Origin of the sequence: Pseudomonas thivervalensis, from assembly GCF_001269655.1 — a bacterium.
GTDB classification, from domain to species: Bacteria; Pseudomonadota; Gammaproteobacteria; order Pseudomonadales; family Pseudomonadaceae; genus Aquipseudomonas; species Aquipseudomonas thivervalensis.
The window spans coordinates 327,404-342,668 of the sequence record NZ_LHVE01000009.1 but is presented as its reverse complement, the minus strand read 5'-3'; the positions used below and the strand labels follow the sequence as shown (position 1 = coordinate 342,668).

8 protein-coding genes are annotated in these 15,265 nt (G+C 62.2%); 6 read left to right on the top strand and 2 right to left on the bottom strand.

The features are described from left to right. The first annotated feature begins 18 nt into the window (after positions 1–18). Complete coding sequence (locus tag AD659_RS13830; RefSeq protein WP_053122086.1) at positions 19–3,849, top strand: non-ribosomal peptide synthetase; 3,831 nt, start codon at positions 19–21, stop codon at positions 3,847–3,849. Continuing rightward, on the top strand, positions 3,846–5,489 hold the full coding sequence (locus tag AD659_RS13825; RefSeq protein WP_053122084.1) for a cyclic peptide export ABC transporter: 1,644 nt from the start codon (positions 3,846–3,848) through the stop codon (positions 5,487–5,489). Before AD659_RS13830 ends, AD659_RS13825 begins: the two co-directional genes overlap by 4 nt. A 45-nt stretch (positions 5,490–5,534) precedes the next feature. Here AD659_RS13825 and fhuF read toward each other — a convergent pair whose 3' ends face one another. Then, positions 5,535–6,188 carry a siderophore-iron reductase FhuF gene (gene fhuF / locus AD659_RS13820; RefSeq protein ID WP_053122082.1) on the bottom strand — a complete coding sequence of 218 codons (654 nt, stop codon included), beginning with the start codon at positions 6,186–6,188 and terminating at the stop codon, positions 5,535–5,537. A gap of 235 nt (positions 6,189–6,423) precedes the next feature. Here fhuF and AD659_RS13815 point away from each other — a divergent pair, with 235 nt between their 5' ends. From AD659_RS13815 to AD659_RS13800, 4 genes are all read left to right on the top strand, one after another. Then, complete coding sequence (locus AD659_RS13815) at positions 6,424–8,127, top strand: ABC transporter ATP-binding protein/permease (protein ID WP_053122079.1); 1,704 nt, start codon at positions 6,424–6,426, stop codon at positions 8,125–8,127. An 852-nt stretch (positions 8,128–8,979) separates the two neighbouring features. Next, positions 8,980–10,842 (top strand): ATP-binding protein, encoded by a 1,863-nt coding sequence (locus AD659_RS13810; RefSeq protein WP_053122076.1) that lies wholly within the window; start codon positions 8,980–8,982, stop codon positions 10,840–10,842. Positions 10,843–10,918: 76 nt separating this feature from the next. Then, a complete protein-coding gene (locus tag AD659_RS13805) occupies positions 10,919–12,157 on the top strand; it encodes a porin (protein ID WP_053122074.1) in 1,239 nt (412 codons plus the stop codon). A gap of 11 nt (positions 12,158–12,168) precedes the next feature. Continuing rightward, positions 12,169–12,606: a type 2 periplasmic-binding domain-containing protein gene (locus AD659_RS13800; protein ID WP_053122511.1), complete on the top strand. Its 438-nt coding sequence runs from the start codon at positions 12,169–12,171 to the stop codon at positions 12,604–12,606. A gap of 80 nt (positions 12,607–12,686) precedes the next feature. Here the strand turns inward: AD659_RS13800 and AD659_RS13795 are convergent, their stop codons facing one another. Then, complete coding sequence (locus tag AD659_RS13795) at positions 12,687–15,035, bottom strand: bifunctional diguanylate cyclase/phosphodiesterase (protein WP_197676976.1); 2,349 nt, start codon at positions 15,033–15,035, stop codon at positions 12,687–12,689. Positions 15,036–15,265 lie beyond the last annotated feature (230 nt).

The following is a 15,265-nucleotide window of genomic DNA, read 5'->3' as shown; positions in this document are numbered from 1 at the left end:
TTTTGTACAGGTCTCAGCATGACTCAGTCTCACGAAGACACGTCGTTTGAAGGTTTCGAACTGTCACCGCAACAGGCCCACTTGTGGCGCCTGCAGCAAACCCGCCTGGCCTCGACGACAGCGCAGCGGGCCACGTTGCGTATTGGCAGTGAAACACCGTTGGACGGAGGACGGTTGGCCAACAGCTTATCGGCGCTGATGCAACGCCACGAGATCCTGCGCACCCGCTACCCGCAACTGCCGGGGCTGTTGCTACCGATGCAGGTGATCGACGATTCAGTCGCTGATTGGCAGGCGCTGGGCATCGAACTGCACGTGGACGCTCAATCGGCCACGTTGCACTTGCCAGCCTTGCATCTGGACAGCACCAGCCTGGGTTATCTCGGCGAAGAATGGGCGCTGGGCTATCTGCAAGCCCCCCCCCAGGAACCGCCCCTGCAATACGCCGACTACGCGGCCTGGCGCCTGGAGTCGGTGGACGAACAAGGCCGTCGGTTCTGGGATGAGCAGTTCAACGCCATGATCACGGACGTGCCGTTGCCTTGGCATCAGCAAAACCCGGCACCCTCTGCCGTTATCGCCCCTGAGCACATGCAACTGCAGTTCGACGACGCGACCCGGCAGCGCCTTGAACGGCAAGCGAACCACCTCGGCGTCAGCCCTGGCATTGTCGTGCTCGGCGCCTGGGTCACCGTGTGGCAACGCTACAGCGAAGCCGAACGCCTGACGCTCGCCTACGAAAACCAGGCGCGGCCTGACGTACTGGGCGATGCCCTCGGGCTGTTTTCCGAACCGCTGCCACTGACACTCGACACCGCGCCCGGGTTGTCGTTTGCCGCGTTGTGCCAGCAACTGAGCGAACGCGTTGGCCTGCTCAACGATGCCCGCGACAGCTACCCGAGCCACTTGAGCAACGCGCCATTGCTGACGGGTGTAGGTTTTCGCGAACTCGTGGTGACGCCCGACAGTGCCCTGAACGATGCCGGGTGGCGGATCGAACAGGCGACCGGTGCCAGTGCCGGCTGCGCGCTGCTGTTGCAATATCAGCCGTCGTCATCCGCTGGTTTGTCGCTGCACTTCGACGCCGCGCTCTACACGTCGGCCCACGTCGAAATCCTCGCCGAACAACTGCTGAGCGTGATCGCGCACAGCCTGCAGGAGCCCTCTGCCCGCCTGGACCAATTGACGACCTGCAGCGCCGCCGAGCAGCAACGCGTCACCGGCGCGCTGGCGGCTTCGCCCCCCCAGAGTCCGGCGCAAGAACAGTGCTATGCCGCCCTCTTCGCACTGCCCAACCTGGCCGCCTGCTTCACCCTCGACGCCACCGACCGGGCCCAGCGCCCAGCCGTGAGCGGCCCCAGCGGCACCTTGAGCTACGCCGAACTGGATCAGCGCGCCAGCGCCCTGACCCAGCACCTGCTCGCCCAAGGCCTGGCGCCTGGTGCGCGGGTTGCGCATTTCCTGCCGCGCGACATCGATGCGGTGGTGGCCCTGGTGGCGATTCTGCGCGCCGGTGCCTGCTACGTACCGATCGATCCGAGCTACCCCACCGAGCGCATCGAACATATTCTGCGTGACAGCCAGGCACGCCTGGTGCTGACCCACCGCGCCAGTGTGCAAGACCTGCCGACGGACTGGCAGCCGAGCGCGCTGGCCATTGATCAAGCCATGTCGGCGGTGCCGTCACAGGACGAGCCGCAGGTCGCGCGAGAGCAACCGGCCTATCTGATCTATACCTCGGGCAGTACCGGCCAGCCCAAGGGCGTGCTCATCAGTCACGCCAACGCCCTGCATTCACTGGCGGCGCGGCTGTCGGGCTACCCACATCCTGTGCAACGTTTCCTGCTGCTGTCGTCGTTCGCCTTCGACAGTTCCATCGCCGGGCTGTTCTGGAGCCTGGCCCAGGGCGGCTGCCTGCACCTGGCCAGTGAAACCGAGCAGAAAGATCCGCTGCAACTGGCCCGGTTGATCCGCAGTCACGGTGTGTCGCACCTGCTGGCGCTGCCTTCGCTGTATGCGTTGTTGCTCGACGAGCTTGGCGACAGTCCGAGCCCGCTGAACACGGCGATTGTCGCCGGCGAAAGCTGCCCGCCCGCCCTGGTGGACAATCACTATCGCCGCCAACCCGGCGCGCAGCTGTACAACGAGTACGGCCCGACCGAAGCGTCGGTGTGGAGCACCGTCGCCCTCTGCCAACCTGATCAAGGTATGGGGCCTGTGCCCATCGGCCGCGCCATTGCCCACACTTGGGTGTATTTGCTCGACAGCGACGGCGCGCCTGTCGCCCGGGGGCTCAAGGGCGAGATTCACATCGCCGGGCCTGGATTATCCGAAGGGTACCTCGGGCTGCCACAGATGACGGCCGAGAAATTTATCCGGGCCAGCCATCCGGCACTCAATGGCCAACGTCTGTACCGCACCGGCGACTTCGCCTGGCAGGATCTGGACGGACAGTTGCTGTTCCTCGGGCGTACCGACTCGCAGATCAAACTGCGCGGCTACCGTATCGAACTCGGCGAGATCGAAACCGCACTGTGCAAGGTCAGTGGCGCCAGTCTGGCGGTGGTCTTGCTGGATACGAGCCAAGCCGAACCCAGCTTGCGCGCCTTCGTTGAGTCGGCCAACGCGCTTCAGGCCAGTGCCGTGCGCGAATCCCTGGCGGCGCTGTTGCCGGCGCACATGATTCCGGCCGACATCCAGTGGCTGACGCAACTGCCACGCACCGCCAACGGCAAGGTCGACCAGCGCGCCTTGCTGGCCCGGCAGCCGAACCACCGCCTCGCGGTTTATGCCGCGCCCGAAGGTCATGTCGAACAGGTGCTCGCGGCAATCTGGCAAGAGCTGCTGGAAGTCGAGATCATCGGTCGCCACGACGACTTCTTCGCCCTCGGTGGTCATTCGTTGCTGGTGGTGCGCATGACCGCCAGGCTGCGCGCCCTGCTCGGCATCGAAGTGCCGGTCAACGTGATCTTCCAGCATCCGACGCTGATCCAGCTGGCCGGGCAGATCGCCCAGCCGCACGACCGCTCAGCCGTCATCGCCTTGCAGCCCGGCGTGGCAGGCCAGACACCGCTGTTCTGCCTGCATCAGCCGGCGGGCGGGGTTCATCATTATTTGCCGATGGTCGCCGGGTTGCCCCGGGAGATACCGGTTTACGGCATCGCGTTGCCCGAGTCGCTACGCGACCAGGACCTCGTCGCATTGGCCAATGCCTATGTGCCGCAGATCCGCCAGATCCAGGCGCAGGGCCCGTATCGCCTGGGTGGTTGGTCCATGGGGGGCTTGCTTGCGCTGGAGCTGGCTCGACAACTGGAAGCACTTGGGCAGACGGTCGAATGGCTGGGGTTGTTCGACAGCACGTTCCACGCCGAGGACGAAGCGCTGGCCTGGGATGCGTTGTACGCCACCGTGGAGCAAGAATTGCGCAGTGACAGCCGCCAGCGCCTGGCCACACTCGCGGCGGACCAACTGGCACAACTGCGCACGGCCACGGCCAAGCTCGATCGCGTGGCGCAACTGCGTTTCGCCCTGCTGCAATGGACGCTTGCCAACGGCCTGAGCCTCAATGCGCCGCTGGCGTACGTTGAGCAGGTCTTGGACGTGATGGCCGACGCGCGCCGTTGGGTCAATGGCTATTCAGTGCCCACCGTGCAGGCGACCCTGCACTTGTGGTGGGCCGAACAGACCTTGGTCGAGCGCCCGACCTTGCCTGCGCAATGGGACGCCATCAGCCAGCGAACCTGTCATCATCAGGTCGCCGCCGATCACGACACGCTCCTCGGGCAGCCTGCCTTCCATGAACAACTCAACAAGTCGCTGGCCATGGCCTCGACGGAAACCGTCGCATGAACCTGATTCGTTATCTTTACCGCCAATCGGCACGCCTGCTGGCATTGGCTTCCATCAGCGGCGCCCTGGGCGGCCTGGCCAGCGCAGGGTTGGTGATCCTGATCAACCGTGGGTTGGCCAACCCGCATCAGCTGCCGGAATTGGCCCTTGGGTTCTTCGGGCTGTGTGCGGGCATGTTGCTGTGCAAACTCTGCTCGGAACTGTCGTTGCTGCACCTGACCCAGAGCGCGATCTTCCAGATGCGCATCGACCTGTCGCGCAAACTGCTCGCCACCCCGCTCAAGCGCCTGCAAACCCTGGGCAAGCACCGCTTGCTGGTGATCCTGACTGAGGACGTGCACACCTTTACCGCTGCATTCGAGTGGGTCCCGCTGCTGTTCGTCAACGCCGTGGTGACGTTGGCGTGCTTCGCCTACCTGGCCTGGCTGTCGTGGTCATTGCTGTTGATCCTGGCGTTGTTCCTGCTGGTCGGCCTGATCGCGTTTCACCTGGCCGAACGCGGACCGCTGAGCCACCTGGAGCGGGTGCGGCAACAAAAAGATGTGCTTTACCAGCACTTTCGCAGCCTGATCGAAGGCAGCAAGGAACTGCAACTGAGCAATGCCCGTGGCGAAGCGTTCGTCGAGCGCGTCATTCGTCCAGGCGCCGATGAGTTCCGGGTGCGTTTTTTGCGCGGCATGGCCGGGTATTCGGTGGTGGCCAACCTCGGCACCCTGCTGTTTTACCTCAATCTGGGTGTACTGCTGTTTGTCGTGCCGTTCTGGCTGCCGCAGTCGATCACCGTGCTCACCAGTTTCACGGTGACATTGCTCTATCTGGTGCGACCGATCTCCGACCTGATGATTGCGCTGCCCTCTTTGCGCCAGGCCAGTATCGCCCTGACTCGCATTCGCCAGTTGGACGCCGAATTGAGCAGCGAAGCCCAGATGGCTGCGCCGGTTGGCAACGCGTTCGCCAGCCAAGGGCCGACGCGCCTGCTGCTCAATGGGGTCTGTCACCGCTATCCGGGTGAGCATGAGGATCACCCCTTCCTGCTCGGGCCAATCGACCTGACGCTGGAACAGGGCGAGCTGGTGTTTGTCGTTGGCGGCAACGGCAGCGGCAAGACGACGCTGTCCATGCTGCTGCTCGGGTTGTATGCACCGGAATCCGGCTGCGTCGTACTCAACGGTGTGGAGGTGGACGACGACAACCGTGAACAATACCGCCAGCACTTTGCCGCCGTGTTTGCCGACTTCCATTTGTTCGAACACTTGTTGGGCGACGATGGCCCGGGTGCCGAACAGCGCACGGCCGATGCAACCCGCTACGTCAAGGCACTGGGCCTGGGGCACAAGGTCAGCATCGTCGATGATCGCTTCTCTACGGTGGAGCTCTCCACCGGCCAGCGCAAACGGCTGGCGCTGGTCTCAGCGTATCTGGACGACAAACCGTTCTACCTGTTCGACGAATGGGCGGCCGACCAGGACCCGACCTTCAAGCGGGTGTTCTACATGGAGCTGTTGCCAGAGCTCAAGGCCCGGGGCAAAACGGTGATTGTCATCACCCACGATGACGCCTACTTCTCCCAGGCCGACCGGGTATTGAAAGTCGAGAATGGCCGTCTCACTCAAGTCGAAGCCCAAGCCGCTTATGCCTGATGGGGCCTTTCACTGTCTTGGATCGGAATGGGTGATCGCCCCAGGCTAGTCATCCTGATAGATGGAGTGCAGGTAACCGACCTGCACGTCCACAGGCAGGCGATGCAACTTGGGACAGGACTCACAGAGCACCGGCACCTGCCCTTCCACGGGTTCGTGCAACTGATAATGCAGGCAGCAATGCTTTCGCAATGGCAGACGGGGGCAAATCAGCGGCGCGGGGGATTCCACCATGCGCTGCAGGCCTCGCAGCCTCAGGCGACCGTCGTTCACCGTGACCTGCTCCAGCCACTGGTGTGCCTCGGCGAACCCCTCTCTCGACAGGTCGGGGTCCATCCTGGAAAAGGCACCGTCCCAGATCGCGACCATGTTGGCCCACAGTATCTTCGGTGCCAGGCCCCCGGCGGCGGCCAGCGTCACGAACAGCGGCGCCAGGTGCTCATGAACCAGCCGACTCCAGTAGGCGGCACGCCCCGCGGATGACAGCGGCATCAACGGGGCATTCAAGCCCAAGGCCAGGGGTTCGCCCTCAGCGTGGAACAACACTGCCTTCTCGCCCCAGAAGTCGATCGTGCCCTGACGCGTGAGCACACATGCCAGGGCGGCCGGCAAGGCAATGCTCATGTAGTTCATTGACCATTGTGAAACCACGGCCGCACGATTGACGCCCGGATATTGCAGGGCAAACCGGGACAGCAAAGGTTTGAGTACGGCAGGGTCGGCAACATGACTTAACCCAACAAACGGTTGATCAGCCGATTCATGCCGAATGACCCGCTGTATCGGCGGCCAGGCCTGGTTAAGCCATTCTGGAAATTCGATAACGGGGCTCCCGTGGCTTTCCCTAATTAATGCAAACGATTAGCATTGGCTGATCCTATCCTCCCGCCCCTGCAAACTCAACGTCGTCAGCGACCAGGCTCACCAAGACCCCATGCATACACTTCGCAATTTCTGGCGTCTCGCGCGGCCTTTCTGGGCATCCGAGGAAAAGTACCCGGCCCTGTTGCTGTTGTTCGCCACCGTGCTGATGACGCTGTGCATGGTCGGTGTCAACATCCTGACGAATTTCTGGAACCTGCATTTCTATAACGCCCTGCAGGCCTTGGACTACCACGGTTTTCTGATCGGCAGCCTGCAGTTCATCCTGCTGCAGATCGGCACGGCCGCGTTCACCGTCGGCGCGTTTCACTTCCAACAGAAGCTGACGCTGCGCTGGCGTCGCTGGGCGACGCGCAACATGCTCGATCAGTGGCTGGACAGCCAGCGCTACCATAAGCTGAAACTGACCGAGACCGACGTCGACAACCCGGATCAACGGATCGCCGAGGACATTGACCTTTTCATCATCAAATCCCTCAAGTTGAGCCTGGGGCTGTTGACCTCGGTGGTGTCGCTGTTTTCGTTCCTGCACATCCTCTGGCAGGCCTCAAGTCTGGTCAGCGTGCCCTTCAACGGCGAGTCCTTCGTCATCCCCGGGCTGCTGGTGTGGGTGGCCCTGGTGTATGCGATCGTAGGCACCGGCGTCGCATTCTGGCTGGGGCGCGCGTTGCCGGGTCTCAACTTCATGCAACAGCGGCGCGAAGCGGATTTTCGTTTCTCACTCATCCGCCTGCGGGAAAACGCCGACTCAGTCGCCCAGTATCGCGGCGAAGCCGTGGAAAACCAACGTTTCAACCTCCGCCTGGAGGCGGCGCTGGAAAACTTCTGGGCCCTGGTGAAAAAGCAGAAACTGATCATGGGCTACTCCACCCTCTATCTGCGCAGCGCCACGGTCATCCCCATGTTCATCATGGCCCCGCAGTTCTTCGCGGGGGCATTTCCCCTGGGTCGCCTGACGCAGATCAGCGCCGCCTTCGGTGAAGTGCACGCCGCCATCGCTTATCTTGTGGAAGTCTTTCCGGAACTGTCGGAATGGAAATCGGTGATCGACCGCCTGGTCGGTTTCCAGGAGCGCCTGGACACCGTCGAGGTCAAGTCCCAGGTCAGGCACGAACAGCAGGCCAGCGGCCTTGATATCAAGGACCTGGATATCTGGCTGCCCAACGGTCGGACGTTGTTCAAAGGCTTCAACCTGTCGCTCAAGCCCGGTGACAGCCTGATGATCAGCGCGCCGTCCGGCTACGGCAAATCGACGCTGATTCGCACGATCACCGGGCTTTGGCATCACGCTCGCGGCTCAAGCGGCTATGACCGTGAGCGCGCCCTGACGCTGTCGCAAAAACCCTACCTGCCGCTGGGCAGCCTGCGTGAAGCGCTCTGGTACCCCAACCCACCTCGCCGCGAAGAAGATGCAGCGCTGCGTCAGGTCATGGAGCAAGTCGGGCTGCAACACCTGGCTGATCAACTGGACCAGGAGCGGGACTGGGCACAGACCCTCAGCGTCGGTGAACAGCAACGCTGCGCGTTCGTCAGGGCCCTGCTGGCCCGGCCCACGGTGCTGTTCCTCGACGAAAGCAGCTCGGCGCTGGATGCGGCAAACGAAGCGCGCTGCTATCAACTGCTCAGGCAGACGCTGCCGGACACGATCCTGATCAGCGTCGGCCACAGCGCCTCCCTGGAGCACTTCCATTGGCAGGTCCTGGAACTGCAGGACGAGGCGCGGTGGGTACATCGCAAGGTCAAGCAAGCGGTGTGAGCCCGTATCCTGTGCCCACTAAATAAAGATGATCCTGTGGCGAGGGAGCTTGCTCCCGCTGGGGTGCGCAGCGCCCCCAATGAAGCGGAGACCTCCACCTGAGACACCTCGGTGACTGGCTTTGGGGCTGCTGCGCAGCCCAGCGGGAGCAAGCTCCCTCGCCACAAAAGCGATTCGGCGGTGTGTCTATTTGCTGTAGAAATCCGTTCGCCACACTGCAAAGCCCACCGCTCAAACACCTGGCCGCAATCCCTGTGGCGAGGGAGCTTGCTCCCGCTGGGGTGCGCAGCACCCCCAATGAAGCGAAGACCTCCACCTGAGACACCTCGGTGACTGGCTTTGGGGCTGCTATGCAGCCCAGCGGGAGCAAGCTCCCTCGCCACAAAAGCGATTCGGCGGTGTGTCTATTTGCTGTAGAAATCCGTTCGCCACACCGCAAAAGCCCACCGCTCAAACACCTGGCCGCAAACTGTGGCGAGGGAGCTTGCTCCCGCTGGGGTGCGCAGCGCCCCCAATGAAGCGGAGACCTCCACCTGAGACACCTCGGTGACTGGCTTTGGGGCTGCTGCGCAGCCCAGCGGGAGCAAGCTCCCTCGTCACCGGGTCAATTCAGCCACAGAGTTCAATTCCATAGGCGCCCCCTCTTCCTGCGCAATCAGTTCGCTGAAAAGCGCAAACACCTGCGCGACACAACATCCCTCTTCGCACCAATTGGCATGCAGAGTTTGTGGTCTATAGTTCCTGACAGATCCGGGATCTTTCGCTCGGGCTATCAGGAGCAACACCCCCTCGAGCCGTAACCGTGTCGGATGCCCACCAGCCTTCGGCCGACTAGAATGCAGGGAGCAAGCCATGCCGATCCAGCGGCCTGAGACATTGAGGTTGGTCCCTGGCACTGCCCATTGTGCAGAGGCCGATGGCGATATCGACGCCAGCCCGCTTCGGCATTTGTTCGACCAGGCCAAGGAAGCCTATATCCTGTTCCCGTTGCTGGCCGTTCTGCTGTTGCTGGCGATCTGGAGCGCTACCCTCTACCTGATCAAGGTTGAACATCTTCGCGCGCAGCAGAGCGCCGCAACGGCCAGCCTGGAGATGGGCGCCACCTACGAAGCGCAGATGTTGCGCGCCATTCACGAAATCGATCACACCCTCAAGTTGGTCAAATACACCTTTGAGACTGAGGGCGAGCCCAACCCTCTGCGCCGACTCCAGGAGCGGGCCTTGTTGCCACCGGCCTTGGTGTTCGACGTCAATGTGGTCAAGCCCGACGGCAGGCTCGTGGCGAGCACGCGGGCCAACGATCGGGAAAACATCGCTGACCCGGATGAACAGCAAACCCTGCGACACGGCGATTCGCTGTCCATCAGTCCCCCCTGGAGAAGCCCTGCCACCGGAGAGTGGCGCTTGCGTTTCAGCCGACGACTCGACGCCGCCGATGGCACGCTGTCCGGGATCGCCAGGGTCGAGGTCGATGCCGCCTATTTCGTCAGCAGCTACGACGCCTCGAAACTCGGCGACCAGGGTGCTCTCGGACTGCTTGGCACCGACGGCATCTTTCGTGTGCGGCGCACCGGGGAGACGGTACTGGCCGGCGATACGGTCGACTACAGGCAGGTGGTGCCGGACGCGGAAAACGCCGAGGCGGTGCTCTCGGTCAATGGATGGGACGGGGTGCGGCGCTACACCAGTGCCCGCCAGCTCTACGATTTTCCGCTAGCGGTGATTGTCGGGTTGTCCGAGGAAGAACAATTGGCCGCGGTGAACCAGCAAGCGCGCACCTACCTCTGGCGCGCCGCAGGCGGCAGCCTGGTGCTGATGCTGCTGGTGGGCCTGCTCGCGCGGATGAGCTGGCAACTGGCGCAGAGCCGCTTGCGCGCCGCCGAAACCCAGGCTCAACTGGCTGCCGCCGCTCGCCAGGCTGGCATGGCGGAAATCGCCACCAACGTCCTGCACAACGTGGGCAACGTGCTTAACAGCGTGAATATTTCCGCCGATCTGGTCACCCGCAAGCTGCGCACAAGCAAGGCCTTGGGGCTCGGCAAGGCGGTACAAATGATGAATGAGCACGCCGATGACCTCGGCGACTTCATCTCCCACGACGAGAAAGGCAAGCTGCTGCCCGGCTACCTGAACCAACTGGTGGACGCACTGGCGCTAGAGCAACACAGCATGACCGAAGAGCTCGGCCAACTGAGCAAAAGCGTCGATCACATCAAGGAAATCGTCGCCGCCCAGCAATCCTATGCTGGCCCATCCAGCCTTGCCGAAACCGTGCAGATCAAGGAACTGATCGAGGACGCCCTGCGCATGAACGCCGGCATCATCGCGGCGCATCGGATCTCCGTGGTGCGAAACCTGGCCGAAACGCCCTTGCTGCGATTGGACAAGCACCGGGTGCTGCTGATCCTGATCAACCTGATAAAAAACGCCAGCAGGGCGATGGGTGACCGGTCGGAGCCTGCGCCCCAAATCCTCCTTCAGAGCGAGATTCCCCAAGACGACACCCTGGTCATCAAGGTCATCGACAACGGCGAAGGCATCGCACCAGAGAACCTGACCCGGATCTTTGCCCACGGCTTTACCACGCGCAAGGACGGCCATGGTTTCGGCCTGCACAGCTGCGTCCTGGCGGCCATGGAGATGGGCGGTTCGCTGGAGGCCCACAGCGACGGCCCGGGAACGGGGGCGACCTTTACGCTCAAGCTGGCAATCTAGGTGCGTGGTAGCGCGCAGTCGGCACATGACAAGGATGGACGAATGGCGATCCATGCAGCGAGGACACGTTGAGCCTATGGTGACGAAGCCCAAAGCACTGGCCCTGGCCGCCGTGACGCTGTATGTCGGTGGCGCCAGTGCTGACGCGGCCGACACTTCGATATTCTCCTTGAGCAGTTTCGGCACGGTGGGGATCGTTCATTCCAGCGAGAAAAAAGCCGACTTCACGTCCAGCATCTTCAAGCCCAACGGCGCAGGGCATTCGCGCAACTGGAGCGCCGATGTCGACAGCTTGATAGGCGCCCAACTGACGGCCACATTCACCCCACAACTGTCGGCCGTGGTGCAAGTCATTTCCGAGCAGCGCTACGACAACAGCTACCGGCCTTTCGTCGAATGGGCCAACATCAAGTATCAGTTCACGCCGGACTTCAACGTACGCGTTGGCCGTACCGTGCTGCCGACGTTTCTGGTCTCCGACACCCGCAAAGTGGGCTATACCCTGCCCTGGGTGCGGGCGCCCATGGAGGTCTACAGCCTGATGCCCATCTCCAACAGCGACGGCATCGATGGCAGCTACAGGTTTCGTGTCGATGAAATCACCAACACCGTGCAGGCTCACTACGGCCAGACCGACAGCCGCCAGCCTGACGGGGCCGGCAAGGCCCTGACCCGGAATTTCTGGGGGATCACCAACACCACCGAGTTCGACGTCCTCACCGCACGCATCACCTATATGAAGGCCGACCTGACCCTGGAGCAATTCAATTCGCTCTTTGACACATTCAGGGAGTTCGGTCCGGAAGGCATCGCCCTCGCCGATCGCTACGACTCCAATGACACCCCTGTCGAATTCATCGGCGTGGGCGCCAGCTATGATCCTGGCGACTGGTTCGTCATGGGCGAATGGGGGCGTCTCGATAGCCGTTCCGGCCTGGGCAGGACAAGCGCCTGGTACATCAGCGGCGGGTACCGCATCGAAGCGTTCACTCCCTATATCACCTACGCGCGCTCCAGGACCGAAACCGAAGTCTCCAGCCCGGGCCTGACGTTATCGGCCTTGCCACCCGCCTTGGCGGGCACGGCTGCCGAGCTCAACGGTGCGCTCAACAGCGTCTTGGGCTCGAACGAAGGCCAGCAGACCTTTTCCCTGGGTATGCGCTGGGATTTCACCAAGAACATGGATGCCAAAGTGCAATTCGACCACACACGCTTCAAAGGCAACTCGGTCGGTCCGTTGATCAATCCCCAGCCCGGCTTCACGTCGGGGGGCTCGTTCAACGTCATCAGCCTGGCTATTGATTTTGTCTTCTGATGGAGCAGGCCATGGGGGTTGTGAGACTCATCGGATTCGCGGTAGCGGGGCTCGTCCTGTGTGCCGCCAGCGCAGCCGTCAAGGCCGACGTGGTAGTGATCGTCGCCGTGTCCAGCCCGGTGAAGGCGCTCGCGCGCAATCAGGTGGCGGATATTTTCCTGGGCAAGACCAGTCGTTTTCCCGGCGGTGGGCAGGCGATTCCCATTGACCTGAGAGAGGATTCACCGACCCGTGACGAGTTCTACACCACGTTCACCGGCAAGTCCGCAGCCCAACTCAAGGCGCACTGGTCGAAAATCATTTTCACCGGCAGGGGCCAGCCGCCACAGGCTGTTTCAAGCGGCGCGGAGGTCAAGAAGCGTCTTGCGGAGAACCCCGGCACCATCGGCTATATCGACGCTCAGGAGCTGGACGGCAGCGTCAGGGCCCTGCTGCTTGATCCGCAATGAGTAGGTAACCCACTCACTTAAGGCTGCAGATGAATCTGTGGCGAGCGGATTTATCCCCTCGCCACAATGCGTATGAACCCTTACGTATCGAGGCTTGGATCAGCTGCCTGGGCGTCCAACAGTGCCTTGAACTGATCGGCGGGAACCGGTTTGTTGAAGTAGAAACCCTGGAATTCGTCGCAGGCGTTGTCCCGCAGGAAATCGGCCTGTTCCTTGGTCTCCACGCCTTGGGCCACCACGGTCAGGCTGAGGGTCCTACCCATGGCGATAATGGCCTCGGTCAAGGCTTTGTCTTCCGACACGCTGCTGGTATCGCAGATACACGAGCGGTCGATCTTGATGACGTCCAGCGGAAACTGTTCAAGCGCAGAGAGCGAAGAGTAACCAATGCCGAAATCATCGATGGCGATGCGGACCTGCAGGTGTTTGAGCCCGGTCAACACGCTCAATGCCCTTTTGACATCCTGCATGAGCAGGCGCTCGGCGATCTCCAGCTCAAGCAAACGCGCGTCCATACCGGTTTCGGCCAGTATCCCGGCGAGGTCCGCCAGCAGGTTCTCATCGGCAAACTGCCGTGCCGTGAGGTTCACGGCGACGCCCAGGCGTGGCAGCCCTTGTCGTTGCCAGGCGACGTTTTGCCGGCAAGCAGTCTCCAGCACCCACTTGCCGATCGGCACGATCAAGCCAGTCTCTTCCGCGACCGGGATGAATTGCATGGGCGCCACGAGTCCCAGGTCGGGATGATTCCAGCGCAGGAGCGCTTCCATGCCAGTGATCTGGCCGCTGCGAATATCCCGCTTGGCCTGGTAGTGGAGCTGGAACTCGTTGCGCTCCAGCGCGTGGCGCAAGCTCAGCTCCAGCGTCAGCCGCTCCAGTGAGTCCGCGTTCAGCTTCGCGCAATAGAACTGGAAATTGTTCTTGCCACATTGCTTGGCCTGGTACATCGCGATATCGGCGTTTTTCTTGAGGGTCTGCTCATCCAGGCCATCCTGTGGAAACACGCTGATACCGACGCTGGCGGTCACGCGGAACTCCTGGCCCTGGAGGTTGAAGGGCCGGGCAATGGCACCGAGGATTTTCTGGGCAGTGGTCGTCACGTCGTTGTCCTCCGACAGCTCCGGCAACAAGATGACGAATTCATCGCCGCCCATGCGGGCCACCGTATCGCTGGCGCGCAGGCACGCCTTGAGGCGCTGCGCGACCTCTTTGAGCAACTGATCGCCGGCATCGTGCCCCAACGTATCGTTGACTTGCTTGAAGCGGTCCAGGTCAAGGAACAGCACCGCCAATTGTCGATGATAACGGCGGGCCTCGCTGATGCTCTGGCTCAACAGCTTGCTGAACAGACTCCGATTGGGCAGCGTCGTAAGGCCGTCGTGATAGGCCAGGTATTCGACACTTTCTGCGTAGGCAATTTTCGCTTCACCAGCGCGCAGGCGGCTTTGCACCAGTTGCCAGCTCATCCGGGCGAGCAGCCCCGCCAGCAACACCAGCCCCAGGCTGCCGCCGGCGGCGCGCCACAGATAGATGCGCGCTTGCTGGTTCACCGCGGCCAGTTGTTCGTCTTCGGACAAACCGACGATCACCGCCAGTGGAAAGTCGTAGAGCTGGCGGGCGCTGGTATAGCGCTGCACACCGTCCCAGGCATTGATCGCGCGTACGGCTTGAGTATTTTCAGTGTCCGGCACCACTGCGGCGTAATCGATCTGATCGCCGGCCGATATCTCTTCCCCGCTACGCCGTGCCCGGAAGATCCCATCAATGCCCAACAAGCCGAGCAAGCCGTGATTGCCGAGCTTGGAAGTGTCATAACTACTCACGAAATAGGCCGCATCGACGTCGACCCTGGCAACCCCGGAGAATGCACCATCGCTGCCGTCGAACCGCCGGCTGAAACGCAACTTCCACTCCCCCGTCGCGGGGCTTTTCCACGGGCGGCTGATCGACAGCGCAGTGTCCGCCCCCAGCGGCTTCGGCTCAGTCTGGCCCATCCGGCTTCCGGCCTCGCTCGGTTGCGTACTGGCGATGACCCGGCCGCTGGCATCGACCACGCTGACGTCGAACAAGTAGGGTGAAGGCAGCAAGCCGCGCGCCTCGAGCGTGGGCAGCGGATTTGACTCCCGCTCGGACTCGTAGGTGTACTTGACCAGCTTGAGGGTCTGGTCGATTTCACGCATCGCCCGCAGGATCTGCGCTTCGTAGGTGGCGCCGATTTCCAGGCTCGCCTCAGCGATTGCCTGCTGCGCGCGGGCCTGTTCGACCTTGATCAGGTAGAGGGTGCCCGACCAGATGAGCGACAACAACAGAGCGGCCAGCAACGGGACCAGAACGTAGGCTTCCCTGGCCAGGTCGAAGCCGCGCCGAAACAGATTGTTCGTCACATCGGCCTGGGCGCTTTCTCGATGGACGATACCTGGGGCCGACGTCATTACACTCGCCCGTTGGATCGCCATGGTGTGCTCCCTGCATTGTTCCCACTGACGGTCTGCGGGTCACCGACCGCCTGCTGAAAACTATAGACCACAAACCGCGCCTGCCAGACCCAATCGCAGGCCGACCGTGGCTTTGCGCAGGCTTCGATGACGAAGTGCAGTTGACGTCCCTGACTTATTGGTCCAGTTTCAATACAACCGTGTCTGGCGGTGTCTCGTGCTGGACA

Bases quoted from the DNA above. Each gene is read 5' to 3' on its own strand.
- AD659_RS13795 (WP_197676976.1), bottom strand. From the start codon at position 15,035: ATGACGTCGGCCCCAGGTATCGTCCATCGAGAAAGCGCCCAGGCCGAT.
- AD659_RS13810 (WP_053122076.1), top strand. From the start codon at position 8,980: ATGCCGATCCAGCGGCCTGAGACATTGAGGTTGGTCCCTGGCACTGCC.
- AD659_RS13805 (WP_053122074.1), top strand. From the start codon at position 10,919: ATGGTGACGAAGCCCAAAGCACTGGCCCTGGCCGCCGTGACGCTGTAT.
- AD659_RS13830 (WP_053122086.1), top strand. From the start codon at position 19: ATGACTCAGTCTCACGAAGACACGTCGTTTGAAGGTTTCGAACTGTCA.
- AD659_RS13815 (WP_053122079.1), top strand. From the start codon at position 6,424: ATGCATACACTTCGCAATTTCTGGCGTCTCGCGCGGCCTTTCTGGGCA.
- AD659_RS13800 (WP_053122511.1), top strand. From the start codon at position 12,169: ATGGGGGTTGTGAGACTCATCGGATTCGCGGTAGCGGGGCTCGTCCTG.
- AD659_RS13825 (WP_053122084.1), top strand. From the start codon at position 3,846: ATGAACCTGATTCGTTATCTTTACCGCCAATCGGCACGCCTGCTGGCA.